Source organism: Streptomyces mesophilus, assembly GCF_011044995.1.
Lineage (GTDB): Bacteria > Actinomycetota > Actinomycetes > Streptomycetales > Streptomycetaceae > Streptomyces > Streptomyces mesophilus.
Map to the genome: position 1 here is coordinate 42,269 of NZ_JAAKZW010000016.1, position 25,731 is coordinate 67,999.

The following is a 25,731-nucleotide window of genomic DNA, read 5'->3' on the forward strand; positions in this document are numbered from 1 at the left end:
CCGTCGGGGGTGCGCCTCACCCGTACGAGTAGGAATTCGCGATCAGTGCCGTGGGCTTGCCGCAGGCGGTCTTGCCCCGCACCTTTGCTGGTCGTACGTTCATGGCTCCACGGCCCTCGTCTACGGGCGTAGAGCTGCCGTGGCCGACAGCGAGCGTCTCGTCGAAGGAGCAGCTCATGGCCACCGTCGTACGCGCCGCACTGGTCCAGGCGACCTGGACAGGCGACACCGAATCCATGATCGCCAAGCATGAGGAGCACGCCCGGGAGGCCGCGCGCCAAGGCGCGCAGGTCATCGGTTTCCAAGAGGTGTTCAACGCCCCGTACTTCTGCCAGGTGCAGGAGGCCGAGCACTACCGCTGGGCGGAGCCGGTGCCGGACGGGCCGACCGTGCGCCGGATGCAGGAGCTCGCGCGCGAGACGGGGATGGTGATCGTCGTCCCCGTCTTCGAGGTCGAGCAGGCCGGCTTCTACTTCAACACCGCGGCCGTGATCGACGCGGACGGCACGTATCTCGGCAAGTACCGCAAGCACCACATCCCGCAGGTGAAGGGCTTCTGGGAGAAGTACTACTTCAAGCCGGGGAACTTGGGCTGGCCCGTCTTCGACACCGCGGTCGGCAAGGTCGGCGTCTACATCTGCTACGACCGGCACTTTCCCGAAGGCTGGCGCCAACTGGGCCTGAACGGCGCCCAGTTGGTCTACAATCCCTCGGCGACCTCGCGCGGCCTCTCCGCGCATCTGTGGCAGCTGGAGCAGCCCGCGGCCGCGGTCGCCAACGAGTACTTCATCGCGGCGATCAACCGGGTCGGCCAGGAGGAGTACGGCGACAACGACTTCTACGGGACCTCGTACTTCGTCGACCCGCGCGGCCAGTTCGTCGGTGAGACCGCGAGCGACAAGAGCGAGGAACTGGTCGTACGGGACCTGGACTTCGGCCTGATCGAGGAAGTCCGCACGCAGTGGGCGTTCTACCGCGACCGCCGTCCCGACGCGTACGAAGGGCTGGTGCAGCCGTGAGCTCTTCTTCCGCCGATTCCTCCGCCGATCTCTACGGCCGCCACCGCCGGGTGCTGCCCGACTGGCTCGCCCTCTACTACGACGAGCCGATCGAGCTGACGCACGGCGAAGGCCGCCATGTGTGGGGCGCGGACGGCACCAAGTACCTGGACTTCTTCGGCGGCATCCTCACCACGATGACCGCCCACGCCCTGCCCGAGGTCACCAAGGCGGTCGCCGAACAGGCGGGCCGCATCATCCACTCCTCCACGCTCTACCTCGACCGCCCGATGGTCGAACTCGCCGAACGGGTCGCGGCGTTGAGCGGAATCCCCGACGCCCGGGTCTTCTTCACCACCTCGGGCACGGAGGCCAACGACACGGCCCTGCTGCTCGCGTCGGTGTACCGCAACTCGAACGCGATCCTCGCGATGCGCAACAGCTACCACGGGCGCTCGTTCTCGGCGGTCGGGATCACAGGCAACCGCGCGTGGTCACCGACCTCGCTCACCCCGTTGCAGACGTTGTACGTGCACGGGGGCGTGCGCACCCGCGGTCCGTACGCGCACCTCGACGACGCGGAGTTCGTGGCCGCCTGCGTGGCGGACCTCGAGGACCTCCTCGGCCACGGCCGCCCCCCGGCCGCGCTGATCGCCGAGCCGGTCCAGGGCGTCGGCGGCTTCACCTCCCCGCCCGACGGCCTGTACGCGGCGTTCCGTGAAGTCCTGTCCGCCCGCGGGGTGTTGTGGATCTCCGACGAGGTCCAGACGGGCTGGGGCCGCACCGGCGACCACTTCTGGGGCTGGCAGGCGCACGCCGCCTCGGGTCCGCCGGACATGCTCACGTTCGCCAAGGGCATCGGCAACGGCATGTCCATCGGCGGTGTCGTCGCCCGCGCCGAGGTCATGAACTGCCTCGACGCCAACTCCATCTCCACCTTCGGCGGCTCCCCGGTGACGATGGCCGCGGGCCTCGCCAACCTCACGTACCTCCTGGAACACGATCTGCAGGGCAACGCCCGCCGCGTCGGCGGTCTGCTCCTGGAGCGGCTGCGGGCGGCGTGCGCCGGGGTCGCGTGTGTACGGGAGGTGCGCGGCCGCGGTCTGATGCTCGGCATCGAACTGTGCGAACCGGGCACCGACCGGCCCTCGCCCGAGCGGGCGACCGCGGTCCTCGAGGCGGCCCGGGCCGGCGGACTCCTGATCGGCAAGGGAGGCGGCCACAGTACGAGCGTGCTGCGGATCGCACCGCCGCTCTCCCTGACGGTCGCGGAGGCGGAGGAGGGCGCCGCCATTTTGGAACGTGCCCTGCAAGCTGTGTAGCCGAGCGGGCGTGGCCGTCGGACGGACAACGGGCATGGCCCGGGCGCGGGTGGGGAGTCGGTCCCCATGACAGAACTGGGTCTGCCCGCGTACATCCGTGCCTGCCTGTTCGATCTCGACGGCGTTGTCACCCGGACCGCCGTGGTGCACAACGCCGCTTGGAAGGAGACCTTCGACGCGTTCCTGCGACGACGCTCGGGCGAGGCGTTCCGCCCCTTCGACCCGGTGGCCGACTACGAGGAATACGTGGACGGTCGACCGCGGGCCGACGGCGTACGCACCTTCCTCGCGTCGCGCGGCATAGAACTCCCGGAAGGGGCGCCGGACGACCCGCCCGACCGGGAGAGCGTGCACGGTCTGGGGAACGCCAAGAACGCCGTCCTGCTGAAGAAGATCGAGCAGGGCGGCGTCGAGACCTACGAAGGAACGGTCCGTTACCTGGACGCGGTCCGCCGGGCCGGTCTGCGCACCGCCATCGTCTCCGCCAGCGCCAACTGCGAGCAGGTCCTGCGATCCGTCGGCCTCGCGGACCGCTTCGACGTACGGATCGACGGGGTGGTGGCGCAGGAGCGTGCCCTGGCCGGAAAGCCGCACCCCGACACCTTCCTGGAGGCAGCGCGCGAACTGGGCGCGCAGCCCGGGTCGGGAGCGGTCTTCGAGGACGCGCTCGCCGGTGTGGAAGCAGGACGGGCCGGGGGCTTCGGCTATGTCGTCGGGGTGGACCGGGGCGGCCGCGCGGCCGGCTTGCGGGCACACGGGGCGGACACCGTGGTCCGGGACCTCGCCGAACTCCGGCCGCCCGGAACGGTCTGAGGGTCAGCACCGTCCGGTGGGCGGTGTGGCGATGCGCAGTGCGTCCTTCAGATCCGCGCACAGCCCCAGGGCGTACGTGGTGCCGGTGATGGCGGTCACCCGGTGCGGGGCCGGCCGGCGGGCCACCACGCTCCAGGCCAGACCGTGCCGTACGGCGAGGTCCCGGGCCGCCAGGAGCAGATCGATGCCCGTGGAGGTGAGCAGCGGTGCGTGCAGGTCGATCACCACACCCCGAGCGGAGCAGTCGCGGATGAGGGGGAAGAGTTCGCTTTCGACGCGCGCCATGGTGCCGATGTCGATCACGTCGTACACCTTGATCACGCGGCGGCCGGCGAGCGGATAGCTGGGCAAGGACACAGCTCGACTCCTGAAGCGGATGCGAAGTACCGAGTACAGCCGCTTCCTGACTGTGCGTTACCTGTCCACCGTAGCGGTGTCGCACGGGCGGAGTGGACGCGTCGCGCGAATCAGCGCTTGGGGCGGGGCGGTTCTCCGGCCCCGGGCGTCAACCCTTTCGAGGGCTCCGGGCCGTGTGCACCACCGTGGCCGGATCAATGGTGCGCTGGATCAGAGCGTGGGCGATGTCGCCGGGGCGCTTGCCGCTGCGTGAGCTGTAGGCGAGCAGCGCCTGGGCCGCTTCGTCCATGCCGATCCCGCCGTAGGCGGCGATCATGCCCTTGGCCGTCTCGATGACGGCCTTGCCGGACACGGCCGCCTGGATACGGGTGAGCACGTCATGAGGGCGCGTCGGATCGCCGTCCCAGTGGACCACGGAGACGCCCGTGACGGCCGCGAGGGCCTGGGCCAGCCGCAGTTCGGCCTCGGGCAGCCGGGGCCGTCCGGTCCGTACGAACAGGCCCACCGCGCCGACGGTCTGGCCGTTGACGCGCATCGGGATGCCGTAAGCACCGTGGAATCCGGCGGCGATCGCGGCCCGGGTGAAGTCCGGCCAGCGCTCGGCCTCGCCCTCCAGGTCGGGCGCCGCCACGGTGCCACCGTCGCGGGCGGCTTCGGTCAGTGTCTGGTCCTGGGCGAAGGCGTGGGCGCGCAGCCGGGCCAGGGCCTGCGGCGGGTCGAGGTCGAGGTACATCATGATCATGCCGGTCGCCTGATTCACCTCGGTGTGATCCGCTTCGGCGACGCGCACCCAGGACGCCACGCCGTTCTCGCTGTCGGAGCCCGACGGGACCTCCAGGAGAGCCATGGCGATCGAGTCCGCCGCGACCAGGGCCAGCCGCAGATCGCGGGCGCTGAGCGCGCCCGGCGCCGCGCGGTAGAGATCGAGGGCGCCGAACACCGAAGCCCCCGAGCCCAACGGCAGGGAGAACACGGCGTGCACACCGAGCGAGACCGCCTGCCCGGCGAAAACGGGCCAGCGGCGGGCGTCGGGCTCCGTGCTGAGATCGCCGGCCAGGACCGGTGCGATCAGCGCCGTGGCCTGCCGGCAGGGGCCGTCACCCAAGCTGTACTGGGCCTCGGCCGGCCTGGCCGCGACCGGATCGCTCGACCACCAGGTCGCCCGGGCGCCTTCCGCCCCGCCGGCCAGCGAGACCGAAGCGCCGCTGACCGCGAGGAGGTCGACGCACGCCTCGCACAACAGCCCCGGGCGGCGCAGCGGATCGCCCCGACGCCGTGCGCGGGCGGTGCGCGTGCACCGTCGGTCGGCGGGCCCTCTTGGCAGAGGCGCATCGGGGAGAGAAGGTCAGGGGATCAGCGATGGGGCGACAGGGCGGTCGGCGGGACACCGGTTGCCGCATCCCGAGAGGCGAGGGCGCGGCACTCGAATCGAAGGGGAGTTCTGACACATGACTCGTACACAGGTCACAGGTGGGCTCGTCATCACGGCCGCCGAGGAGATCCATGCGGATGTCCTGATCGAGGGCGGGCGCATCGCGGCGCTCGCCGTGCCGGGTACGCAGACGTGGACCGCGGAGCGGACGATCGACGCGACCGGCAAGTATGTGATCCCGGGTGGCGTGGACGCCCATACGCACATGGAGTTGCCGTTCGGCGGCACGTTCGCCTCGGACACCTTCGAGACGGGGACGCGGGCGGCCGCGTGGGGCGGTACGACCACGATCATCGACTTCGCGGTCCAGACGGTGGGCCGTTCGCTGCGCGAGGGCCTGGACGCCTGGCACGCGAAGGCGGACGGTCAGTGCGCGATCGACTACGGCTTCCACATGATCATGTCGGACGTCAACGAGCGGTCCCTGAAGGAGATGGACTGGCTGGTCGCCGAAGGCCTGACCAGTTTCAAGCTGTTCACGGCGTACCCCGGAGTCTTCTTCAGCGACGACGGGCAGATTCTGCGGGCGATGCAGCGGGCCGCGTCCAACGGCGGCATGATCATGATGCATGCCGAGAACGGTCTGGCCATCGATGTCCTCGTCGAACAGGCCCTGCAGCGCGGGGAGACGGACCCGCGGTATCACGGCGAGGTCCGCAAGGCGCTTCTCGAGGCCGAGGCGACGCACCGGGTGATCAAGCTGGCGCAGGTGGCCGGGGCACCGGTGTACGTGGTGCATGTGTCGGCGCAGGAGGCGGTCGCGGAACTGGCGCGGGCGCGGGACGAGGGGCTGCCCGTGTTCGGGGAGACCTGTCCGCAGTACCTGTTCCTGTCGACGGACAATCTCGCGGAGCCGGACTTCGAGGGGGCGAAGTACGTCTGCTCAACTCCCTTGCGGCCCGAGGAGCATCAGGCGGCGCTGTGGCGGGGGCTGCGGACGAACGACCTTCAGGTGGTGTCGACGGACCACTGCCCGTTCTGCTTCGTGGGCCAGAAGGAGCTGGGCCGCGGCGACTTCTCGAAGATCCCGAACGGCCTGCCCGGGGTGGAGAACCGGATGGATCTGCTGCACCAGGCGGTCCTCGACGGGCATATCTCGCGGCGTCGCTGGATCGACATCGCCTGTGCCGCGCCGGCGCGGATGTTCGGCCTGTACGGCAAGAAGGGCACGATCGCGCCGGGCGCGGACGCGGACATGGTGATCTACGACCCGGCGGCCGAGCAGGTGATGTCCGCCGAGACGCATCACATGAACGTGGACTATTCGGCGTACGAGGGAAAGCGGGTCACGGGGCGGGTGGAGACGGTCCTGTCGCGGGGTGAACTGGTCATCGACCAGCACGAGTTCGTGGGGCGGGCCGGGCATGGGGCGTATCTGGCGCGGGGGACCAGTCAGTACCTGGGCTGAGGGCTGGGCCGCGGTGCCGTTGCCCTACTGGTCCATCAGCCGGGTGAACGCCGCTCGCGCGTGCATCCGGACGAACGGGCTGAGCGATCCGTCATCGGCAAGGCGCTTCAGCAGCAAGGCCCCCCGGACCCGGTGTCCTTGCACTCTGCTGAGGGCGACGGCGGCACGGGGCCGATAGGTCGCGTCCAGTGTGTCGTCCTGCGCGAGGCGTGCCAGCAGGGCGGCACCCTGTTCCTGGTGACCTGCCAGTGGTGCTGCCCCCCGGTAGCCGTCGACCTGTGCGAGAGCTCCAGCGGCACGCAGCCGGTACGCGGCCTTGACCGTCGGGCTCTCGGCCAGCTGGACCATCAGCGTGGCCGCCTCCTTTGCCCGGCCGTTCTCCCGGGCCAGCGCCGCGGCCGCGTCGAGGCGGACGGCTGCGCCCACCGTGCCGTCGAGTGCGAGATGCCGCAGCAGACTCGCCGTCTCTTCGAACGGACCCGCCACCCCGGCCAGGGACATGACCACCCTGAACCGGTCGCTGTCCCGCACGGTGGTGTCACGCACCAGAGGAACCGCCAGCCCGGCCGCCGCGTCTCTGCCCCATTCCATGGCCGCCAGAACGCGGACCGCGCCAAGCAGCGGGTCCTCGCTCCACGGGCTTCTCTTCTCCAGGGCGAGGCGTGCCGCCAGTTGGAGCGTCTGCTCCCAGCTGCCCTTCTCCGCGGCCAGCAGCGCAGAGGCGGCCAGGCGGTAGGTGGCGCTCAGATTGGCGTCCGGCCGGCACAGACGGATCAGCACGTCGATGGCCTTGTCGTGGTGCTCGGTCATCCCCAGCAGAAGGCCGACGGCCTCCAGCCGCTCTGTGCCACTGCCCCTGTCCTCGGCCACGCTGATCAACTGAGCGGCGATGAGATCGGGCGGGAGGCTGGTTCTGAGCCGTAACTGCTGCCGCAGAAAGCCGAGGCGACGGAGCCCCGTGGGCAGACCGTCCCGGAGAAGTTCCGTGGTCGCTGCCGCGATGCGGTCCTGGGGCATGAGCAGCCCGTCCAGGAGGAACCCGAGGTACGAGGCATCCGTCGAGAGCAGCTGGTTGCTGTCCGACTGGAATCTGCGCAGGACTTGTTCCCGGCTCTCCTTGCTGCGAGTGGCGTGTCGCGCGGCGTGATACTCCATGAGGGTCTGATGGAGAAAGCCGAAGTCGTCGCCGCGCTGGGTGAGCAGACCGGTGGGCCGCAGCAGATCACTGAGGAATTCGTTCCACAGTTGCTCGCTCACCTTGGCGGGGCGCCTGACATGGAAGTGGGTGGCGAGCACATCGGTGGCGGTGCCGTCGTTCCCTTCGATCCACTCGAACGCCAGGTTGTCGATCAGCTCGGGAAGATTGCCGCGCACCAGCTCGGCAGCCTCCTCGGCTGTCCGGTCGTCCCTGGGGACCTGGTGGTGACTGCGCAGTTGGCGGATCGCCTCGTCGTGGGTCCGCTTGATCTGCTTATGAGTGTTCTTCTCGTAGATCAGCTCTGCGAATGACCGGTAGGCACCGGTGCGGCCCTCGGGCAGGGGGCGCGCAGGGTCGGCTTCGTACAGCTGGCAGAGCATCGACGCCATGAGGGGAGTGCAGGCCAGGCCCTCCAGACGCGTACTCGAAAGCCCGGCTACGAAGAGCCGAGCATGCCTGGCGGCATCCTCGAGGTGGCGGAACCATTTCTCGGCGTAAGTGAGCAGATCATGCGCGGAGAAGGGCAGCAGTTCGAAGCGCGGCACGTGGGTGCCGATCCCGTACACCTCGTGCTCGGGCAGCGAACGGGTGGCTACGACGAACCGGTAGGCGTGCGGATTGCCGCGGACGACTCCGTCCAGCATGGTGATGACGCGCTGCCGGGTGCCTGCGTCGGAAATCTCATCGAGGCCGTCCACGAGTACGAGCCAGGGCGTCTGTTCATGGGGAACCTCCCGGAAGAACGCGGACGTCAGCTCATCGAGCAGACCGAACGGCGCCAGATCCGCGTTGGCGGCCCTGGCGAGGGCAACCGGCATGGGATCGCCGGCTGTCAACGAATGCGCGCGAATCATGACCGGGACTCCCCCGCCCCGCCTGAGGTCGAGCCAGGAGGTGGCGGCAGCGGTCAGGTAGGCGCGCAGAAGTGTGGTCTTCCCGCAGCCGGGATCGCCCACCAGAACCGAAATTCCTTTTCCGGTACGGAAGACGGCTTCAGCGGACACGACACGATCGGTGGCGGTCGCCGTCGGACTGTCGGCCGTGTTCCCCGTCGGGCCGTCGGCGCGGGGCTGGTCCTCGTCGTCGGCCGCTGCACGAAATGCTCGCTGGCGGACGTAGACATCGGACAAGGCGGGCAGGCGGCGATCGACCGACGCCCCAGGATACGGATGCTGTCGGCTCGCGACCCGCACGGTGCGGAGGTATCCGTCCAGCGTGGGAGTCAGAGCCGGCCGCGACTTACCCTCCGGCACATTCCTGGCGGCCTTCCTGGCGGACTCCCAACGGCTTTTCCACAGCTCCTTGGCGTGGGTCCACTTGGCTGCGGCTTCTGGTCGCGCTCTCCCGGCGAGAGCGCCCGGCGGCTGTAGCCCGCCCCATTCGAGCAGCACCTGCACAAGCACCCACAGGAGTTCGAAATCCTTCGCCGGGCTGCCCTTCTCGAACCAGCCGCCCACCCTGGTCGGGCCCAGCGGCTCGCCATGCCCGGCTGACCGAAGCCTGCGGTTCGCCTCGGCTATCGCATCCGTACGATCCCGGCCCAGGAGGGCCTGGCTTTCCAGCTCTCTGAGCGCGTCGCGCAGCAACTGCCGCCCAGGGCTCAGGCCTGTCGTCGCGGTCACCGGTTCACGCCTGCCTCCCCCGATCCATCGAATCCGCTAGCGGACGTCGGAAGGACCGTGGTGACCTCGGCTTCTTTCGATCCACCCCGCTGGATCCGGCAAAGCTTCACTGCGCAGGTGTGAGCTCGTGGAATCGCTTCTGAGCCGCCGCAGGGGCGGCCGTGCAGACGAAGGAAGCGGCAACGCCATGGACATCAACGTGTGGGTTCTGATGCTGATCGCCAACATCGTGGTCTCGGCCACGGCTGCGGTCGCGATGGTCTTCCTGGTTGTCAAGGACACCGCCTCATCGGATCGGGCCAAGCTGCTCCGGGCCGTTGCCGAGGTGATCCGTGCGATTCGTGGACGCAGGTGAATGCCACGTGCGTACTGCCGCTACGCGCCGACGGTACAACAACCGGCACAACGGCGTGCGGAGTTCTACTGAGGGACGCGAGCCCGCCCGGTGCCCAAGTCACCCATGGACGGCGTGCAGTTCGTCGGCGAAGTGGTGGTGGCTGTGCCGCCAGGCGTTCTTGGTCCGCCGGGCGCCGGCGAGGTGCGGGTGGCCGGGGCGCAGGGCGAAGTGTTCGTGCTCGTGGACATGGCCGCGGATCGGCGTTTCGGCAGCGGCAGGGGCGGGCCACAGGTGTACGGCGAGCAGCGCCGCACCGAGGGCGATACCGCCCAACACGATCACCGCGCTCCGCAGCCCCGCACTCGCGCCCACCCAGCCGGCCAGCGGATAGGTGAGCAGCCAGGCGCTGTGTGAGAGGGAGAACTGCGCGGCGAACGCGGCGGTACGTTCCTTGTCGGGCGCCGCCCGCCGGATGAGCCGCCCTGCCGGGGTGAGCACCATCGAACCGGCCGCACCGAACAGGGCCCAGGTGGCCAGGAGCGCGGGCCACCGCCAACTCCCGTCCGGTGCCGCGGTGATGACTCCGGCGACGAGGAACGCCACCGGCAGCAGAAGCACACCGCCGAGCATCACGGCACGGTCCGAGCGTCGCTCCAGAACCCGCGGCAGCACCAGCGCGACGCTCATCGACCCGCCCCCGTACGCCCCGAGCGCAAGCGCCAGGGTGTCCGCGGACAGTCCGAGGAAGTCCCGTACGTACACGATCGAGTTGACGGTCACGAGCGCGCCCGCGGCGGCGACCGCGACGTCCATGGCGAGCAGCGAGCGCAGTTCGGGCTTGCGGAAGAAGAGCCGGCTGCCTTCCGTCGCCTTGGCGTACAGCCGCCGGCCGCCGGGGGCTTCGGTGGCAGGGCGTGCGGCGGGCAGTACGGCCGAGACCACCAGCACCGCCGAGGCGGCGAAGCCGAGCATCGTGCCGAGGAACAGCCAGTTGTACGTGATCACGGAGAGCAGGACGGCGGCGAGCGCCGGACTGAACAGACTCTCCAGGTCGTAGGCGAGCCGGGACATCGAAAGGGCCTGGGTGTAGTCGCGCTCCTTCGGCAGTACGTCGGGGATGACGGCCTGGAACGTCGGGGTGAACGCGGCGGACGCGGCCTGCAGCAGGAAGACCAGGACGTACACCTGCCAGACCTGGGTCACGAACGGCAGGAACAGCGCGACGCCCGCCCGGGTCAGATCGGCGCCCGCCATCAGGGCCCGCCGGGGTATCCGGTCGGCCACCGCACCGACGACGGGCGCGATGGCCACGTACGCCACCATCTTGATCGCCAGCGCCGTGCCGAGCACCGAGCCGGCGGCGGGGCCCGCGATGTCGTACGCGAGGAGCGCGAGCGCGACCGTCGCCAGGCCGGTGCCGGCCAGGGCGATGACCTGGGCGGTGAACAACTGCCGGTAGGGGCGGTTGCGCAGGACGGACAGCATGGCGTGGTCTCCCGGGCGTGACGTGCGGCCGACTCCATAAGTGTATGCACACGTGCGCAGGTACGCACATATGCAGGCGAGGCCTTCCATGCTCCGGGCGCACCGCGCTCTACCCTGTCGTCATGCCTGCTCGCGAGCCCCATTCACCTGCGCCCGATACGCATCTGCGGACTCCGGACAGCGCGCGTCTCGCGGAGGCGACCGCGGTCTTCGCGATGCTCGCGGACGCGACCCGGCTGCACCTGCTGTGGCTGCTCGCCCAAGGCGAGTCGGACGTCGGATCGCTCGCCGAGCGCTGCGCCGCGTCCCGTACGGCGGTCAGCCAGCATCTGGCGAAGCTGCGCCTCGCGGGCCTGGTCGACACCCGGCGCGAGGGGCGGCACATCCACTACAGCCTGCGCGACGGTCATCTGCGCCGTCTCGTCCTCGAAGCCCTGAGCCACGCCGACCACCGGGTGAGCGGGGCGGCCCCGCACGACTGAGCCCGGTTCCGGCAGGCCGTACGGAACTCTGGGGGAAACCTCTTGCGCAATGGTCAAGAACCCTTGACCATTGCGCGCATGCCTGCCGACGATCTCCCCGAGACCTTTCACGTCACCACGGACGAACAGCTGCGCGCCGTCTCCAATCTGACGCGTCATCGGATCATGGCCGTGCTCCGCTTCGAGCCGGCGACGATCACACAGATCGCCGAGCGGGTGGGCCTCGCGAAGGGGAGTTCCAGCTATCACGTGCGGCTCCTCGAGCGGGCCGGCCTGGTGAAGGTGGTGCGGACGCGGAAGGTGCGGGGGGTCACCGAGCGGTATTACGCGATGGCCGCGCGCTCGATCGAGCTGCCGGACCCGGGCGAGGGAGGGCCGGATGTGCTGATGCGGCACGCGGTGGCGGATCTGGAGGCGTCGCCGGCCGACGGCGAGCGGCAGGTGCGGATGGCGCATCTGCGGCTCACCGACGAGCAGTTCGCCCAGCTGGGCGCGCGGTTGCAGGCGCTGGCGGACGAGTACCGGGAGCTGTCCGATCCGTCGCTGCCGGACGCGTCACTCGTCTTCGCGCTGTTCCGCCCGGCGCCGCGTCAGCAGGCGGAGGGCGCCAAGTGACTTCGGGCGTACGGAAGTTGCCGGCCGGGTTCGGACGGCTGTGGAGCGCGCAGACGATCTCCTCGCTCGGCGACGGGGTGTCGCATGCCGCGCTGCCGCTGCTCGCGTTGTCGCTGACGCGGGATCCGATGGCGCTCGCGGTGGTCACGGCCGCGGGGACGCTGCCATGGCTGCTCTTCGGGGTGCTGGGCGGCGCGCTGGTGGACCGCTGGGACCGGCGGCGCACGATGTGGGTCTCGGACATGGCGCGTGCGGCACTGCTGGCGATACCCGCGGCGGCGGCCGTGCTCGACATGCTGAGCATTCCGCTGCTCGCGGCCGTCGCCTTCCTGCTCGGCCTCGGCGGGCTCTTCTTCGACACGGCCGCCACGGCGTATCTGCCGGATCTGCTGAGCCGCGACCCCGCACTCCTGGAACGCGCCAACTCCCGCCTGCGCGGCGCCCAGACCGCCATGTCCGGCTTCGCCGGGCCGCCCGCGGGCAGTGCGCTGCTCGCGCTCGGGCGGGCCGTTCCGCTGCTCGCCGACGCCGTGTCGTTCCTGGTCTCGGCCGTGCTCGTACGGTCGCTTCCCGCGATGCCCCGGCCCGTGCCGGAGGTCCGCGCATCGCTGCTCCGGCAGGCGCGGGCCGGCGCCGCGTACGTCTTCCGTGACCGGCTGCTGCTGGGGCTCGCGCTCCGCCCGGCGGTCGGGAACATCGCCTTCCTCGCCGTGGAGACGGTCCTCGCCCTCTTCGCGCACGAACGGCTCGGCATCGACACCTACGGTTTCGGTCTGCTCCTCACGGCGGAGGCCACCGGCGGCCTGCTCGGTGCGGGCATCGCCTCCTTCCTCGGCCGCCGGCTGGGCACCGGCACCGCGATGACCTGCACGGCCGCGGTCGAAGGGCTCGCCATCCTGGGTCTGGCCGCTGCCCCGAACCCGTACGCGGCCGGTTTCGCGCTCGCCGTCTGCGGGGCCGGAATGGGCGCCACGATGGTGCTCGGCCCCTCCCTGCGCCAGGCGATCGTCCCCGCCCACTTGATGGGCCGGGTCACCTCCACCTCCCGCATGCTGGCCATGTGCGCCGCCCCGTTCGGCGCTTTTCTCGGCGGCTGGCTGGCCACCGCCTACGGCGTACGCACTCCGCTGTACGCCGCCGGAGGCCTCCTCCTGGCGATGACGGCCATCACGGCTTCCATGACCGGCAACCGCCGCGTCGAAGCGGCCCTGCGTGCCGCCGCTCCGGCCGACGATCGGGATCACTCGGCGTCCAAGGGGCCCGCCCAGGAGAGCGCACCCGACGTGGTGTGACGCGGGTGCTTCGCTCGCCTGCGGACTCTCCTGCGTTCGCCGCCGCACCCGGCACCTGTCCAAGGAAACTGACACATGCCGGGAAGGCTGGGGGCTCTCGGGGGTGTCTCAGGGTGCCCTGATGCGGTGGTCCCGGTCCGAACCGCTCACCCCGTGGCCGCAAGCACCGTCGTGCGGCCGCCGAGTGCGCGCGAGAACTGGTCGGTGACCTGTTCGAGGGCCTCACGTGGCGCCTGCTCCACGATGACGCCGCCGTCCGGCCGGAGTTCGATGTGCCGGTCGAGGACGAACCAGCCGGGGGTGATGTGCGCGGGACCCATGGAGGCCAGGACCGGGCGCAGGGCGTAGTCGATGGCGAGGACGTGGGAGGTGGTGCCGCCGGTGGCGAGCGGCAGCACCGTCTTGTCCTTGAGGGCGTACTGGGGGAGCAGGTCGAGGAGGGACTTCAGGAGGCCGGAGTAGGCGGCCTTGTAGACGGGGGTGCCGATCACCACGCCGTCGGCCCGCCCGAACAGGGCCGTGGCCTCGACGATCGCAGGGTGCGCGAAGTCGGCGTGCAGCAGGGCCTCGGGCGGGAGGGTGCGCACGTCCAGGGGAATCACCTCGTGTCCCTGCGAAGCGAGCCGTTCGTCCAGGTGGCGCAGGAGCCGGGCGGTACGGGAGGTGGCGGAAGGGCTTCCGGAGACGGACAGGATGGTGGCCATGGCAGGACCTTTCTCGGTGGGTCAGCGCGCCAGGGGAGTGGCGGCGGGAGCGGGGGCGTGGAGCACTGGGCCCCACGGGAACGGCGGGTCGGGGATGTCACGCCGTAGCACCGGGGCGACCTCGGACTGGAACAGGGTGAGCGAGTCGTGGTGCCGCGTCCGCGTCAACCCGCCCGCGTCCGCGTGCAGATGCAGCACCGTGTGCCCGAACTGCTCGTGGTAGCGGTGCACTTTGTCGATGACCTGCTGGGGGCTGCCGACGAGTGCCGAACTGCGCTCGACGAAGTCGTCGAGGGTGGTGAAGACCGGTTCCAGACCGAGGCTCTTCTGGAGCGCGAGATTCCCCTCGAACACGGGGCGGTACGCGGCCACCGCCTCCTGCGACGTACGCGCGACATACACGCCCGCGGTCCCGGCGCCGACCGTGATCCGGGCCGGGTCGTGGCCGTAGTGCCGCCAGCGCTCGCGGTAGTGGCGGATCAACTCCGCGTACGGCTCGATGGGGTGGGTGACGTTCGCCGAGAACAAGGGGTCCCCGTAGCGGGCGGCGAGCTCCACGGACTCCTTGCTCGTCGCGCTGCCGTGCCAGACGCGGACCGGACGCTGCAGCGGCCGGGGCCACACCTCGGCGTCCTTCAGGCCGGGCCGGAAGCGCGTCACGGCGCTCACCTTGTCCTCGCGCCAGATGCGCCGGAACACCTCGTAGCTCTCCGCGTTGCGGGCCCACTGGTCCTCGGGCGTCACCCGGAACAGCTCGCGCTGGGCCGCACCGTTGCCCTTCCCGATGATCAACTCGAGGCGGCCGCCGGACAGATGGTCCAAGGTCGCGTAGTCCTCGTAGGCGCGCACCGGGTCGAGCAGGCTGAGCGTGGTGACGGCCGTGAACAGTCGGATACGGGACGTGAGCGCGGCGATATGGCTGAGGACGACCGGGGGAGCGGAGGACAGGAACGGCCACTCGTGCCGCTCCCCGACCCCGAAGCCGTCGAAGCCCAACTCCTCGGCGAGCACGGCGTTGTCGAGGACTTCACGGAAGCGCTCGGTCGTGGATTGCACCACCCCCGTCGCCGGGTGCGGGGTGTGCACGATCAGGGTGATGGCCAGGAACTTCATGACGCGGCCCCTTCCTCTCGTACGGAGCCGGGGCGGGCCAGGCCCAGATGGTCGCGCAGGGTGGTGCCCGCGTAGTCGGCGCGGAACACGCCGCGCTCCTGGAGCAGCGGTACGACCCGGTCGACGAACGCGTCCAGCCCGCCCGGCGTCAGGTGCGGCACGAGGATGAAGCCGTCCGCGGCCTCGGCCTGTACGTGGGCGTCGATGGCCGCGGCCACGGACTCCGGGGTGCCGACGAAGGACTGCCGGGCGGTCTGCTCGATGGCCAACTCCCGTATGGACAGATGCTTTTCCTCGGCATGGGCCCGCCAGCGCGCCGCGATGCCGAAGCGGTCGCCCGCGTGCGCCCAGCCCTGCACCAGCTCGCTGTCCGGCACCGGGTCGACGTCGGGCAGCGGACCGTCCGGGTCGTATCCGGACAGGTCGCGGCCCCAGACGTTCTCCAGGAACGCGAGCGCGGTCGCCGGGCTCACCTGCTGACGCCGGATCAACGCGGCGTGCTCCTGTGCCTCGGCGTCCGTGTCGCCGAGCACGAACGTGGCCGCCGGCAGGATCAACAGGTCCTCGGGCCGGCGACCGTAGCGGGCCAGGCGCCGTTTGACGTCGGTGTGGAACGCGCGGCCCGCCTCGAGGCTTCCGTGGCGGCTGAAGACGACGTCGGCGCCGCGGGCGGCGAACTCGCGTCCCTCGTCGGAGTCCCCGGCTTGGATCAGGACGGGGTGCCGTTGCGGCGAGTGCGGCAGAGCGGGGCGCGCGGCGAGGTCGAACTGCGCCCCGCTGTGCCGCACGGTCCGCGGGGCGCGGTCCGGGGGCCAGGCGTCCCAGAGGGCGCGGGCCACCTCGACGAACTCTTCGGCGCGGCGGTAGCGGTCGGCGCGGTCGAGGTAGCCGCCGCGACGGAAGTTCTCGCCGGTGAAGGCGTCCGAGGTGGTGACCACGTTCCATGCCGCGCGCCCGCCCGAGAGGTGGTCCAACGAGGAGAAGCGGCGGGCGAGTTCGTACGGTTCGTTGAAGGTCGCGTTCACGGTCGCGGCCAGGCCCAGGCGCTCGGTCACCGCGGCCACCGCGTTCAGGACGGTCAGGGAGTCGGGGCGGCCGACGACGTCCAGGTCGTGGATCAGCCCCTTTCGTTCCCGCAGCCGCAGCCCTTCCGCCAGGAAGAGGAAGTCGAACTTGCCGCGCTCCGCCGTGCGGGCGAGATGCCGGAACGAGGAGAAGTCGATCTGGCTGCCCGAGTCGGGGTCCGTCCACACGGTGGTGTTGTTGACGCCGGGGAAGTGCGCGGCGAGATGAACCTGTCTGCGCGGAGCGGCTGTCCGGTCGGGGAGATGAACCTGCCTGCGTGGCTTGCCCGTTCGGTCGGTGGTCATCGGACGGCCTCCACGTAGCGGTTCGCCGGCCGGGTCAGGCCGAGGTGGTCGCGCAGGGTGCGCCCGGTGTAGCCGGCCCGGAACAGCCCGGCTTCGCGCAGCCGGGGGACGAGGCCGTGCACCAGGAGCGGCAGTTCGGTACCGACCGTGGAGGGCACGAGATGGAAACCGTCCACGCCGGTCGCCGTGTGCCACTCGGCGAGCAGCGGGGCGAGCGCCGTGGCGGCGCCGGTGAAGCGGGGCCCGACGGCCGGCTCGGCGGCCGCCAGGGCGCCGGCGCAGAGGTCGACGGAGACGCGCAGGAGCACCCGTATGTCCTGGGGATCGCGCCCTGCCTCGGCCACCCGGTCCAGGAGCGTCTCGCGCGCGAGCCGGGCCGCGCCGATGTCGGCCGCCTCCAGGAGGACCACATCGGCGTGCCGCGCCGCCAACTCCCTTCGCCCGTACGGATCGTGCGCGGCGAGCGCGACGACGACGGGCGGGCGGCCCTGGGGCGGGCGGGGGACGATGGACGGACCGCGTACAGAGAAGTGCGGGCCTTCGAAGTCGACGTAGTGCAGACGGGCGCGGTCCACGAAGCGCCCGGTGGCGGCGTCCCGTATCTCCGCGTCGTCCTCCCAGCTGTCCCACAGCCGGGCGGCGACCTCGGCGGCGTCGGCCGCCTCCGCCCACAGGTCGGCCGCGGGCGCGGCACGCCGCCGGCCGGCCGCGCGGGCTTCGGCCGCGGTGCCCGCCACGTCGACCAGCCACCCGGCGCGGCCTTCGCTGACGAAGTCGAGGGTGGCCAGGGCGGTGGAGGTGTGGAAGGGCTCGGTGTGCGTGGTGGTGACGGTCGGGACCAGGCCGATACTGCGGCTCGTGGGCGCGACGCGGGCGAGTACCGCGACCGGGTCGAGCCGCCCGACGTGGTCGTCGGGCGATGGGGCGAACGAGTCGCCGAGGGTGACGAAGTCGAGGGCGCCCTGCTCGGCGAGGCCGGTGAGCGCGGCCCAGTACGGGGCGGTGAGGGACTCGGCGGGGTCGTTCCCGCGGAGTCCGGCGGACGGGCTCCCGCCGAGTTCGACGGAGAGATGGAGTTCTCGGGGCATGGCATCCGGTCCTGTGGGTCGCTGCGGGGCGGTGGCTACTTGTTGGTCCTGGGCAGCCCGGGCGGATTGACCTCGGAGGTCCGTACGAGCTCGTCGGAAAGTCCCCAGCGCTGAAGGACCTTGGCGTAAGTGCCGTTCTCGATCACGTGGTCGAGGGCCGCGGCGAGCGGCTCGGCCAGACCGCTGTCCTTCTTGGTGGTGGCCGCGATGAGGCCCTGCAGCGTGGCGCCCGCGCCGGAGTACGTGCCGACGACCTCGGTCTTTCCGCTGGTGGCCGCGTGGTAGGCGGCGGTGGGGTGGGGGCCGAGGTAGAGGTCGATCCGGCCGGACTGGAGGGCGAGATAGGTGTCGCTCTCGCTCTGGTAGTACTTGATGTCCACCGGCTCACGGCCGGCCTGCTCGTTGTCCTTGCTCCACTCGACCAGGAGCTTCTCCTGGTTGGTGCCGCTGGACACGGCGACCTTGAGGCCCGCCACGTCCTCGGGCCCGTCCACCGTGAGACCGCTGCCCTTCTTCGCGCCGAAGCCGAGGTTGTCCTCGCGGTACGTGGCGAAGTCGTACTTCTCCTTGCGCTCCTCGGTGACCGTGATGTTGCTGAAGCCGACGTCGTACTTGGCGCTGTCCAGGCCGATGAAGATGTTCTCCCAGGACACCGTGTTGATGCGGGGCTCCAGGCCGAGGACGTCGGCGACCAGATGCGCGAGGTCCGGTTCCACTCCGATGACGGTCTTGTTGTCGGTGGCGTAGAACGTGAGGGGCGCCGCGGAGCCGGAGGAGCCGACGATCTCCAGGGTGCCGCGTTCGCGGATCTTCTCGGGGACCTGGGCGGCTATCGCGTCGACCTCGGCGGTGGTGATGCGTTTCCGGTCGGGACTCGTATTGATTCTCGTCTTGGCGCCCGACGTGGCCGCGACCTCGGTGGTGCGCTCCTCGTTCGGGTTGCCGCACGCGGCGAGGAGGAGGGTGGCGGCGAGTCCGAGGACGGCGGCACTGCGGCGGGTGATCGGGGCGTACACAGGTGAGCTCCTCAAGGGGAAGGAAGGGTGGTCACAGGACCTTGGAGAGGAAGGCGCGGGTGCGCTCGTGCCGCGGGTCGTCGAGGACGGCCGCGGGCGGGCCCTGCTCCACGACGACTCCGTCGTCCATGAACACCACGGTGTCGGCGACCTCACGGGCGAAACCGATCTCGTGCGTGACGACGACCATGGTGGTGCCGCTGCGGGCCAAGTCCTTGATGACGTCCAGGACTTCACCCACCAGCTCCGGGTCGAGCGCCGACGTCGGCTCGTCGAAGAGCAGCACCTTCGGCGAGAGCGCGAGCGCGCGGGCGATCGCCACGCGCTGCTGCTGGCCGCCGGAGAGCTGGCGCGGATACGCGTCGGTCTTGTCGGCGAGACCGACCCGGTCGAGCAGCCGGCGCGCGGTGTCCTCCGCCTCCTTGCGGGGCCGGCGCAACGCGGAGACGGGGGACTCGACGAGGTTCTCCAGGACCGTCAGATGCGGGAAGAGGTTGAAGTTCTGGAAGACGAACCCGATATGGGTGCGCTGCCGCAGGACGTCCTTCTCCTTCAGCTCGTGCAGCTTGTCCCCGGCGCGGCGGTAGCCGATGAGCTCGCCGTCGATGCTGATCCAGCCGCGGTTGACCTTCTCCAGATGGTTGATGGTGCGAAGGAGTGTGGACTTGCCCGAGCCGGACGGGCCGAGGATCACGGTGACCTCACCGGCGTGCACCTGAAGGTCGACGCCGCGCAGCACTTCCAGGGGGCCGAAGTTCTTGTGGACGCCGTGCACGTCCACCATCACGTCGCTCATCGGGTGTCTCCAGGGGATTTGGCAGGAAGGTGAGCGGGGGTGCAGAACCGGCGGACGCGCTGCAGCGGCGTCGGCGGGGGAGTGCGGTTCGCGCCCCGGGCGTAGTGCCGTTCGACGTAGTACTGGGCCACCGAGAGCACCGAGGTCAGGACCACGTACCAGGCGGTGGCGACGAGCAGCAGCGGGATCACCCGGCCGGTGCGGCCGTAGACGACCTGTACCTGGTAGAAGAGCTCGCCGATGGCCATCACATAGACCACCGACGTGCCCTTGAGCAGGCCGATGATCTCGTTGCCCGCGGTGGGCAGGATGGCCCGCATGGCCTGCGGCAGCACGATCCGCCGGATCTGCCGCAGCCGCGGAATGCCCAGGGCGGCCGCCGCCTCGAACTGCCCGTGGTCGACGGACAGGACACCGCCGCGCACGATCTCCGCGGCGTACGCGGCCTGGTGCAACGTCAGACCGATGATCGCGGCGCCGATGGTCCCGATCAGGCTGTTGCTGTCGACGGACCAGAACACCGGGCCGAACGGGATGCCGACGCCCAACTCCTCGTACAGGGCACTGAGGTTGAACCAGAACACCAGCTGGACGATCATCGGGATGGACCGGAAGATCCAGATGTACGTCCACGCGACGGACTGCAGCACCGGGCTGCGCGAAAGCCGCATGAAGGCGAGCACCGTGCCGAGCAGAAAGCCGAGCACGGTGGCGTACGCGGTGAGCTGGAGCGTCACCCACACCGCGTCGACGATGGTCTCGGACAGGACGTACTCGCCGAAGACGCCCCATTCCCAGACCGGGTTGGTGGCCAGGCCGTGCGCGAACTGGGCGAGCAGCACGACCACGGCGACGGCCGCCGCCCAGCGGGCGTAATGGCGGGCGGGGACGATCTGCACCGAGGCCGGATCCGGCAGGTTCTTCGGGTTCGCGCCGACGGCGGTCCCGCCGGGCGGCGCGGTGTCCATGAGGGAAGGCATCGTTCTCGCTCCGCCCGGCTATCGGCTGTGCTCGGGCGGGTTGATCCGCGAGGACTCGATCGCGGACGGCGAGGTGCCCCACTTCTTCAGGATCCGGGCGTACGTGCCGTCCTTGATCAGTTCGTCGACGGCGGCCTGGAAGGCCTGGGTGAGCGGGGAGCCCTTCTTGAAGGCGAAGCCGACGTCGAGGCGGTGGAACTCACCCAGGAAGGTGGTCCCCGACGCGGCCTGTGCGGCCTGGTACCGCAGGCCGTTGATCGTCGACATGATCACGTCGATCCGGCCCTGCTGCAGCGCGGTCAGGGTCGCGCCGTTGTCGGAGTAGACCTTCACGTCGTACGGCTTCTTACCCTCCTTCGCGCACACGCCCTTCTGTTCGGCGAGGGTCGCCTCGAAGGTGGTGCCCGCGCCGGTGCCGATGGTCAGGCCGCACAGCTGGGTGAGGTCACTGACCTTCTTGCCCAGCTCGGTGTTGCCCTTCTTCACGGCGAAGCCCTGGCCGTCGTTGATGTAGGTGACGAAGTCGATGGTCTTCAGGCGCTCGGCGGTGACACCGAAGTTGCCGGTGCCGAAGTCGTATTTGCCGCTGCCGAGGGCCGGCAGGATCGTCTCGAAGGACGCGTCCTGCCGTTCCAGCTTCAGACCGAGCACCTTGGCGACCGCGTCCGCGAGGTCGATGTCCTGCCCGGCCGGTGCCTTGTCCGACCCGTTCGGGTAGTACGCCCCGGGCGGGGAACCGACCGAGCTGCCGACGCGCAGGGTGCCCGCCTTCCGTACGTCCTCGGGCAGCAGGGCGGCGGCCGACTCCACCTTGCGTACGGCGGCCACCGGGTCGTCGGTCGGTGCCGCGGAGGCCTGCGCCCCGGCCGGAACGGCGCCGGAGCCGGCGTCGGACCCGCAGGCGGTCACGGCGAGCAGCGGCAGCAGGGCAAGTCCGGCGGCCAGACGGAGACGGGTTCCCAGGACACGGATCTTCACGGGGTGGGGGCCTTTCCCGGGCGGGGGTTGACGGTGAGGTGCTGCTCGATGTCGTGCTGCTCGGTGAGGTGCTGCTCGATGTCGCGCTGCTCGGCGAGGTGCTTCTCGCCGAGGTGTTTCTCGAACGGCAGCGGGCCGATGGCTTCCGGCTCGGCCTCCGTGTCGAACAGCGGTGTGTAGCCGGTGGCCAGATACAGGCCGCGGGCCTCGGGCTGACGTGGACCGGTGGTCAGGTAGACGCGCGCGTAACCGCGCCCGGCCGCCGCCTGCTCCAGCTCGGCGACGATCCGGCGGGCGAGACCGCGGCGGCGGTGCGCGGAGTGCGTCCAGATCCGCTTCAGTTCGGCGGTCGTGGCGTCGTAGCGGCGGAAGGCACCGCCCGCCACGGGCTCGCCGCGCTCCAGTAGGAGCAGCAGGAGTCCGCCGTACGCCGGGGTGAACTCCTCGTCCGGATAGCGGGAGATCTCGGTGTGCGCGTCCTTGCCGTAGCGGGTGGAGTATTCGTGCGCGAGCTCGCGAAGGAGCGGCTCGACCCGAGGGTCGGCGACGGTCACCTCGGTGACCGTCAACTCCGGTGCCGAGGTCATCCGTTCACCGCCGTGAGCGTCCGCTTCCCGCGCTCGGCCCGTTCGGCATCGCGCTTGGCGACCTCCTCGCGGACCAGCGGGATCACATAGCGGCCGAAGTCGACGGCGTCGTCGAGCAGGTCGTAGCCGCGGGCGGAGAGGATGTCGACGCCGAGGTCGTAGTAGTCGAGCAGCGCCTGGGCGACCGTCTCCGGGGTGCCGACCAGGGCGTTGGAGTTGCCCGCGCCACCGGTCGCGGCGGCGGTCGGAGTCCACAGCGCGCGGTCGTAGCGCTCGCCCGCCTCGGCGATGGCGATCAGCCGCTGGGAACCGGTGTTCTGAGGAGTCGGGGCCTCAGAGGAGCCGGGGCGGTGGTGGCGGACGAGACCGGATGTGCGCCGCTCGCGGATCGCGCCGACCGTGCGATGGGCCTTCTCCCAGGCCAGCTCCTCGGTGGGGGCGATGATCGGACGGAAGGCGACCTGGATCCGGGGCACATCGGTGCGGCCCGCGGCCTTGGCGGCGGCCTTCACACGCTCGATCTGCTCGGCGGTCCTGGCCAGGGGCTCGCCCCACAGGCAGTAGATGTCGGCCTCGGCGCCCCCGGCCGCGTACGCGGCGGGCGACGAACCACCGAACGACACGTTCGGGCGCGGCTGTTGGACCGGGAAGACATCGCTGACGAAGTCGTGGAAGAGATAGTGCTCGCCCTCGTGGTCGAAGGGCTCGTGCGTGGTCCAGATCTTCTTGACGATGCCGATGTACTCGCGGGTGCGGGCATAGCGCTCGTCCTTGGTGAGCGCGTCGCCCTCGCGGCGCTGCTCGTGGTCGTTGCCGCCGGTGATGAAGTGGACGGTCAGGCGGCCCTCGCTGATCTGATCGAGGGTGGCGAAGGTCTTCGCGGCGAACGTGGGATACGAGACGTTCGGCCGGTGGGCGAGCAGGATCTGCAGCCGGTCCAGGTGACTGGCGAGATACGCGGCGGCCGGCGCCGGATCCGGTGCGCCGGACCCGTATGCGAAGAGCACCCGGTCCCAGCCGTGGTCCTCGTGGGCGCGGCCGAGGCGGAGTGTGTACTGCTTGTCGAAGGCGGCGCCGGAGCGCGCGGTGGTTTCCGAGCCGTCGTTGGTGGCGGCGATACCGAGGAATTCCACGGGCATGGGGAGGAGACCTCTCTCGGGAGGCGGCACACGGGCAGGACGAACTGCCGCGTGTGCGGGCAGGGGTGACGGACCGTCGAGGCGGACGGCAGGCGGTGGTACGGGTGTGTGACGACGTGAAGCGTCAGGACACGTCAGGAGTACGTGCCGGAAAACAGGGAGATCGCGGCAGCGCGCGGAAGGTTCAGAACTCGGCCCGCAACGGGGTCACCGAGGGAGGGAAGGGCCGGTCCGGGCGGCCCGCTGCCGGGTCAGACGCAACACGCCGCGGACCACACCCGACCGAAGTCGATGTGATCGCGCGTGACCAAGCGCTCTGTGGCAGGCATGCGCTCCATTGAGCAGGACGCCGTCCCGCCCGTCAAGCGCCGCCCGGATGGTGGACCGTTCAACTGGGCCTGCATAAAGGTGAGTTGGGGTTTGTTGCAGTCATGTGTTGTTCGCATGTACGGCTGCCTCGTCCTGTTGACGGCTCCGCACTGAGCGCCCATACGATCGACGGCGGACGGGCCCGCCCGCAAGGGTGGCCGTCCGACCGCGTTGAGGGACGCGGTGCGTGTGACGACGCGAGCCCCCGGCTGCTTCCCGCGAGCGCCCGGGTGGTGCCCACGCCTGCGATTCCCTCCCGGAGCCCTCCATGGTCATGCCTCCCGACGTCACGTCGGCCTCCCTGCCACCGGCCTCCATACCGTCGGCCGACGCCGCGTCCCCGCCCGCCGGCGGCCACCTCGCCGCCAAGCAGGCCGGCTCCGAGATGCCGAGCATCGTGCCGCGCCGGCACCTCGGCCGCTGGGCGACCGCCGCCGTGGCGCTGCTCGTCTTCGCCATGGTCTTCAACTCGGTGGTCCGCAACGACGCCTTCCAATGGGGGGTCGTGGGCGACTACTTCACCACCGCGGCCGTCCTCGACGGACTGCTCCTCACCCTGTGGCTGACCGGCGTCGTGATGGTGCTCGGCTTTCTGCTCGGCACCGTCCTGGCGGTGATGCGCCTGTCCGCGAACCCGGTGCTGCGGACCGTGAGCTGGGGCTTCGTCTGGGTCTTCCGCTCCACGCCGCTCCTGGTGCAGCTCCTGTTCTGGTTCAACATCGGCGCCCTGTATCCGACCCTGAGCCTCGGTATCCCCTTCGGCCCGGAATTCCTCTCCGTCAAGACGGTGAACCTGCTCGGCCCCACCCTCACCGCCGTGATCGGACTGACCCTGCACGAAAGCGCGTACGCCGCCGAGGTGGTGCGCGGCGGCATCCTCTCCGTGGAGTCCGGGCAGACCGAGGCCGCGCAGGCGCTCGGTCTGAGCAAGCGGCGCACCCTGCGCAGGATCGTGATCCCGCAGGCGATGCGGTCCATCGTGCCGACCGCGGGGAACATGCTGATCGGCACCTTGAAGGGCACGAGCATCGTCAGCGTCCTGGCCGTGCACGACCTGCTGTACTCGGCCCAGTTGATCTACAACCAGACGTACCAGGTCATCCCGCTCCTGATGGTCGCCACGCTCTGGTACATCGCGGTCACCAGTGTGCTCAGCGCGGGCCAGTACTACGTCGAGCGCCATTACGCGCGCGGCAACTCCCGTGCACTGCCGCCCACCCCGTTGCAGCGCGTGCGGGTCCGGCTCGGGTCCGTACGCCGGTGGCTGAGCAAGGCGACCGCCCCCGACGCCCGCCCGGCGGCCGGCGGTGAGCGGTGAACGACTCCACGCCTGCGGCCGTCCTGGTGGTCGTCGGCGCGGGGCCGCGCGCCACCGGACTGCTCGAACGCATCGCGGCCAATGCGCCCGAACTCTGGGATGGAACAGGGGAGTTGGCCGTCCATCTCGTGGATCCGCATCCGCCGGGCCCCGGCCGGATCTGGCGCCATGAGCAGTCGCCGCTGCTGCGGATGAACTCCATGGCCGAGGACGTCACCATGTTCACCGACGAGTCCTCCACCGTGGACGGCCCCGTGCGTCCGGGACCGTCCCTGGCCGCATGGGCGGCTCAGTTCTCCGGCCGCGGTCCGCGCCACGAACCGTTCACGGAACCCGCCGACCCCGGCGTGCTGGCCGAACTGCGCACCCTGCGCCCCACCGACTTCCCCACCCGCCGCGCCCAAAGCGCCTATCTGGACTGGGTGTTCCGGCGGGTCCTGAACGAACTGCCGCCCACGGTCACCGTGACCTGGCACCGCACCACCGCCACCGCCGTGACCGGCCCCGAGGACGGCCCGCAGCAGGTGCATCTGGCCGACCGCGCCGCCCCGCTCACCGCCGACCTCGTGGTCCTCGCCCAAGGCCACCTCGGCTCGCTGCCCGGCCCGCGCCACCGTGCGCATGCCGCGTTCGCCCGGCGGCACGGCCGCTTCCACCTCCCGCCGCAGTTCACCGCCGACGCCGACCTGTCCGCGCTGCGGCCCGGCGAGCAGGTCATCGTGCGAGGTCTCGGTCTGGCCTTCATCGACGTGCTGGCGCTGCTCACGGAGGGCCGCGGCGGCACCTTCCGCACCGCACCCGACGGCACCCTCACCTATCTGCCCTCGGGCCGCGAGCCCGTGCTCCATGTCGGATCGCGCCGCGGTGTGCCGTACCACTCCAAGACCCGCTACCGGCTGCGGGGCCCCCGCC

The 25,731-nt window shown here is 70.6% G+C and carries 25 protein-coding genes; 10 read left to right on the plus strand and 15 right to left on the minus strand.

What is annotated here, in order from left to right; translation table 11 throughout:
* Positions 1 to 16 precede the first annotated feature (16 nt).
* Positions 17 to 178: a hypothetical protein gene (locus tag G6045_RS07755; RefSeq protein ID WP_165331085.1), complete on the minus strand. Its 162-nt coding sequence runs from the start codon at positions 176 to 178 to the stop codon at positions 17 to 19.
* On the opposite strand from G6045_RS07755, the gene G6045_RS07760 reads away from it, so the two are divergent.
* The 3 genes from G6045_RS07760 to G6045_RS07770 all read left to right on the plus strand — a co-directional run bounded on the left by G6045_RS07760 (position 177) and on the right by G6045_RS07770 (position 3,133).
* Entirely contained in the window at positions 177 to 1,019 is an 843-nt protein-coding gene (locus G6045_RS07760) for a nitrilase-related carbon-nitrogen hydrolase (RefSeq protein ID WP_165331086.1), read from the plus strand. The two genes, G6045_RS07755 and G6045_RS07760, sit on opposite strands and share 2 nt — an antisense overlap.
* Positions 1,016 to 2,320, plus strand: coding sequence for an aspartate aminotransferase family protein (locus G6045_RS07765; protein ID WP_165331087.1), 1,305 nt, complete (start codon positions 1,016 to 1,018; stop codon positions 2,318 to 2,320). Before G6045_RS07760 ends, G6045_RS07765 begins: the two co-directional genes overlap by 4 nt.
* A 66-nt stretch (positions 2,321 to 2,386) precedes the next feature.
* Positions 2,387 to 3,133 (plus strand): HAD family hydrolase, encoded by a 747-nt coding sequence (locus G6045_RS07770; RefSeq protein WP_165331088.1) that lies wholly within the window; start codon positions 2,387 to 2,389, stop codon positions 3,131 to 3,133.
* 3 nt (positions 3,134 to 3,136) lie between these two features.
* Here G6045_RS07770 and G6045_RS07775 read toward each other — a convergent pair whose 3' ends face one another.
* Both G6045_RS07775 and G6045_RS07780 read right to left on the minus strand, forming a co-directional pair.
* Positions 3,137 to 3,490, minus strand: coding sequence for an STAS domain-containing protein (locus tag G6045_RS07775; RefSeq protein ID WP_165331089.1), 354 nt, complete (start codon positions 3,488 to 3,490; stop codon positions 3,137 to 3,139).
* A gap of 148 nt (positions 3,491 to 3,638) precedes the next feature.
* A complete protein-coding gene (locus tag G6045_RS07780) occupies positions 3,639 to 4,730 on the minus strand; it encodes an ANTAR domain-containing protein (protein ID WP_165331090.1) in 1,092 nt (363 codons plus the stop codon).
* 208 nt (positions 4,731 to 4,938) lie between these two features.
* Between G6045_RS07780 and hydA the strand changes: the two genes are divergently transcribed.
* Positions 4,939 to 6,330 carry a dihydropyrimidinase gene (gene hydA, locus G6045_RS07785; RefSeq protein ID WP_165331091.1) on the plus strand — a complete coding sequence of 464 codons (1,392 nt, stop codon included), beginning with the start codon at positions 4,939 to 4,941 and terminating at the stop codon, positions 6,328 to 6,330.
* Positions 6,331 to 6,354: 24 nt separating this feature from the next.
* Here hydA and G6045_RS07790 read toward each other — a convergent pair whose 3' ends face one another.
* Positions 6,355 to 9,150, minus strand: coding sequence for an NACHT domain-containing protein (locus G6045_RS07790; RefSeq protein WP_165331092.1), 2,796 nt, complete (start codon positions 9,148 to 9,150; stop codon positions 6,355 to 6,357).
* A gap of 187 nt (positions 9,151 to 9,337) precedes the next feature.
* Here G6045_RS07790 and G6045_RS07795 point away from each other — a divergent pair, with 187 nt between their 5' ends.
* Entirely contained in the window at positions 9,338 to 9,505 is a 168-nt protein-coding gene (locus G6045_RS07795) for a hypothetical protein (protein WP_165331093.1), read from the plus strand.
* 99 nt (positions 9,506 to 9,604) lie between these two features.
* Here G6045_RS07795 and G6045_RS07800 read toward each other — a convergent pair whose 3' ends face one another.
* Positions 9,605 to 10,972, minus strand: a complete 1,368-nt coding sequence (locus G6045_RS07800) for an MFS transporter (protein ID WP_165331094.1) — start codon at positions 10,970 to 10,972, stop codon at positions 9,605 to 9,607.
* 122 nt (positions 10,973 to 11,094) lie between these two features.
* Here G6045_RS07800 and G6045_RS07805 point away from each other — a divergent pair, with 122 nt between their 5' ends.
* The 3 genes from G6045_RS07805 to G6045_RS07815 all read left to right on the plus strand — a co-directional run bounded on the left by G6045_RS07805 (position 11,095) and on the right by G6045_RS07815 (position 13,361).
* On the plus strand, positions 11,095 to 11,454 hold the full coding sequence (locus G6045_RS07805; protein ID WP_165331095.1) for an ArsR/SmtB family transcription factor: 360 nt from the start codon (positions 11,095 to 11,097) through the stop codon (positions 11,452 to 11,454).
* A gap of 78 nt (positions 11,455 to 11,532) precedes the next feature.
* Positions 11,533 to 12,069, plus strand: coding sequence for an ArsR/SmtB family transcription factor (locus G6045_RS07810; protein ID WP_165331096.1), 537 nt, complete (start codon positions 11,533 to 11,535; stop codon positions 12,067 to 12,069).
* Entirely contained in the window at positions 12,066 to 13,361 is a 1,296-nt protein-coding gene (locus tag G6045_RS07815) for an MFS transporter (RefSeq protein WP_165331097.1), read from the plus strand. Before G6045_RS07810 ends, G6045_RS07815 begins: the two co-directional genes overlap by 4 nt.
* 146 nt (positions 13,362 to 13,507) lie before the next feature.
* On the opposite strand, the gene ssuE is transcribed toward G6045_RS07815, so the two are convergent.
* Genes ssuE through G6045_RS07865 form a run of 10 tightly spaced genes read right to left on the minus strand, consistent with a single transcriptional unit; the run spans position 13,508 to position 23,132 of the window.
* Positions 13,508 to 14,065, minus strand: a complete 558-nt coding sequence (gene ssuE / locus G6045_RS07820; RefSeq protein WP_165331098.1) for an NADPH-dependent FMN reductase — start codon at positions 14,063 to 14,065, stop codon at positions 13,508 to 13,510.
* A gap of 21 nt (positions 14,066 to 14,086) precedes the next feature.
* Positions 14,087 to 15,178 (minus strand): LLM class flavin-dependent oxidoreductase, encoded by a 1,092-nt coding sequence (locus G6045_RS07825; protein WP_165331099.1) that lies wholly within the window; start codon positions 15,176 to 15,178, stop codon positions 14,087 to 14,089.
* Entirely contained in the window at positions 15,175 to 16,548 is a 1,374-nt protein-coding gene (locus G6045_RS07830) for an NtaA/DmoA family FMN-dependent monooxygenase (protein ID WP_165331100.1), read from the minus strand. The genes G6045_RS07825 and G6045_RS07830 overlap by 4 nt, the downstream gene beginning before the upstream one ends.
* Positions 16,545 to 17,636: an LLM class flavin-dependent oxidoreductase gene (locus tag G6045_RS07835; protein WP_165331101.1), complete on the minus strand. Its 1,092-nt coding sequence runs from the start codon at positions 17,634 to 17,636 to the stop codon at positions 16,545 to 16,547. Before G6045_RS07835 ends, G6045_RS07830 begins: the two co-directional genes overlap by 4 nt.
* A gap of 35 nt (positions 17,637 to 17,671) precedes the next feature.
* Positions 17,672 to 18,652, minus strand: coding sequence for an ABC transporter substrate-binding protein (locus G6045_RS07840; RefSeq protein WP_328707692.1), 981 nt, complete (start codon positions 18,650 to 18,652; stop codon positions 17,672 to 17,674).
* Positions 18,653 to 18,683: 31 nt separating this feature from the next.
* On the minus strand, positions 18,684 to 19,448 hold the full coding sequence (locus G6045_RS07845; RefSeq protein ID WP_328707693.1) for an amino acid ABC transporter ATP-binding protein: 765 nt from the start codon (positions 19,446 to 19,448) through the stop codon (positions 18,684 to 18,686).
* The gene (locus tag G6045_RS07850) at positions 19,445 to 20,428 is read right to left on the minus strand and encodes an amino acid ABC transporter permease (RefSeq protein ID WP_165331102.1); all 984 of its coding nucleotides are present in this window, start codon (positions 20,426 to 20,428) and stop codon (positions 19,445 to 19,447) included. The genes G6045_RS07845 and G6045_RS07850 overlap by 4 nt, the downstream gene beginning before the upstream one ends.
* 18 nt (positions 20,429 to 20,446) lie before the next feature.
* Positions 20,447 to 21,406, minus strand: a complete 960-nt coding sequence (locus G6045_RS07855) for an ABC transporter substrate-binding protein (protein ID WP_165331103.1) — start codon at positions 21,404 to 21,406, stop codon at positions 20,447 to 20,449.
* Positions 21,403 to 21,993: a GNAT family N-acetyltransferase gene (locus G6045_RS07860; RefSeq protein WP_165331104.1), complete on the minus strand. Its 591-nt coding sequence runs from the start codon at positions 21,991 to 21,993 to the stop codon at positions 21,403 to 21,405. Before G6045_RS07860 ends, G6045_RS07855 begins: the two co-directional genes overlap by 4 nt.
* Entirely contained in the window at positions 21,990 to 23,132 is a 1,143-nt protein-coding gene (locus G6045_RS07865) for an LLM class flavin-dependent oxidoreductase (RefSeq protein ID WP_165331105.1), read from the minus strand. The genes G6045_RS07860 and G6045_RS07865 overlap by 4 nt, the downstream gene beginning before the upstream one ends.
* Before the next feature lie 643 nt (positions 23,133 to 23,775).
* Here G6045_RS07865 and G6045_RS07870 point away from each other — a divergent pair.
* Together G6045_RS07870 and G6045_RS07875 are read left to right on the plus strand one after the other, a co-directional pair.
* A complete protein-coding gene (locus G6045_RS07870) occupies positions 23,776 to 24,819 on the plus strand; it encodes an amino acid ABC transporter permease (RefSeq protein WP_408056310.1) in 1,044 nt (347 codons plus the stop codon).
* On the plus strand, positions 24,816 to 25,731 hold a 916-nt coding region (locus tag G6045_RS07875), incomplete at its 3' end, for an FAD/NAD(P)-binding protein (RefSeq protein ID WP_328707694.1). The genes G6045_RS07870 and G6045_RS07875, both read left to right, overlap by 4 nt.

Bases quoted from the DNA above. Each gene is read 5' to 3' on its own strand.
- G6045_RS07860 (WP_165331104.1), bottom strand. From the start codon at position 21,993: ATGACCTCGGCACCGGAGTTGACGGTCACCGAGGTGACCGTCGCCGAC.
- G6045_RS07800 (WP_165331094.1), bottom strand. From the start codon at position 10,972: ATGCTGTCCGTCCTGCGCAACCGCCCCTACCGGCAGTTGTTCACCGCC.
- G6045_RS07865 (WP_165331105.1), bottom strand. From the start codon at position 23,132: ATGCCCGTGGAATTCCTCGGTATCGCCGCCACCAACGACGGCTCGGAA.
- G6045_RS07805 (WP_165331095.1), top strand. From the start codon at position 11,095: ATGCCTGCTCGCGAGCCCCATTCACCTGCGCCCGATACGCATCTGCGG.
- ssuE (WP_165331098.1), bottom strand. From the start codon at position 14,065: ATGGCCACCATCCTGTCCGTCTCCGGAAGCCCTTCCGCCACCTCCCGT.
- G6045_RS07870 (WP_408056310.1), top strand. From the start codon at position 23,776: ATGCCTCCCGACGTCACGTCGGCCTCCCTGCCACCGGCCTCCATACCG.
- G6045_RS07850 (WP_165331102.1), bottom strand. From the start codon at position 20,428: ATGCCTTCCCTCATGGACACCGCGCCGCCCGGCGGGACCGCCGTCGGC.
- G6045_RS07830 (WP_165331100.1), bottom strand. From the start codon at position 16,548: ATGACCACCGACCGAACGGGCAAGCCACGCAGGCAGGTTCATCTCCCC.
- G6045_RS07770 (WP_165331088.1), top strand. From the start codon at position 2,387: ATGACAGAACTGGGTCTGCCCGCGTACATCCGTGCCTGCCTGTTCGAT.
- G6045_RS07810 (WP_165331096.1), top strand. From the start codon at position 11,533: ATGCCTGCCGACGATCTCCCCGAGACCTTTCACGTCACCACGGACGAA.
- G6045_RS07835 (WP_165331101.1), bottom strand. From the start codon at position 17,636: ATGCCCCGAGAACTCCATCTCTCCGTCGAACTCGGCGGGAGCCCGTCC.
- hydA (WP_165331091.1), top strand. From the start codon at position 4,939: ATGACTCGTACACAGGTCACAGGTGGGCTCGTCATCACGGCCGCCGAG.
- G6045_RS07845 (WP_328707693.1), bottom strand. From the start codon at position 19,448: ATGAGCGACGTGATGGTGGACGTGCACGGCGTCCACAAGAACTTCGGC.
- G6045_RS07760 (WP_165331086.1), top strand. From the start codon at position 177: ATGGCCACCGTCGTACGCGCCGCACTGGTCCAGGCGACCTGGACAGGC.
- G6045_RS07825 (WP_165331099.1), bottom strand. From the start codon at position 15,178: ATGAAGTTCCTGGCCATCACCCTGATCGTGCACACCCCGCACCCGGCG.
- G6045_RS07755 (WP_165331085.1), bottom strand. From the start codon at position 178: ATGAGCTGCTCCTTCGACGAGACGCTCGCTGTCGGCCACGGCAGCTCT.
- G6045_RS07795 (WP_165331093.1), top strand. From the start codon at position 9,338: ATGGACATCAACGTGTGGGTTCTGATGCTGATCGCCAACATCGTGGTC.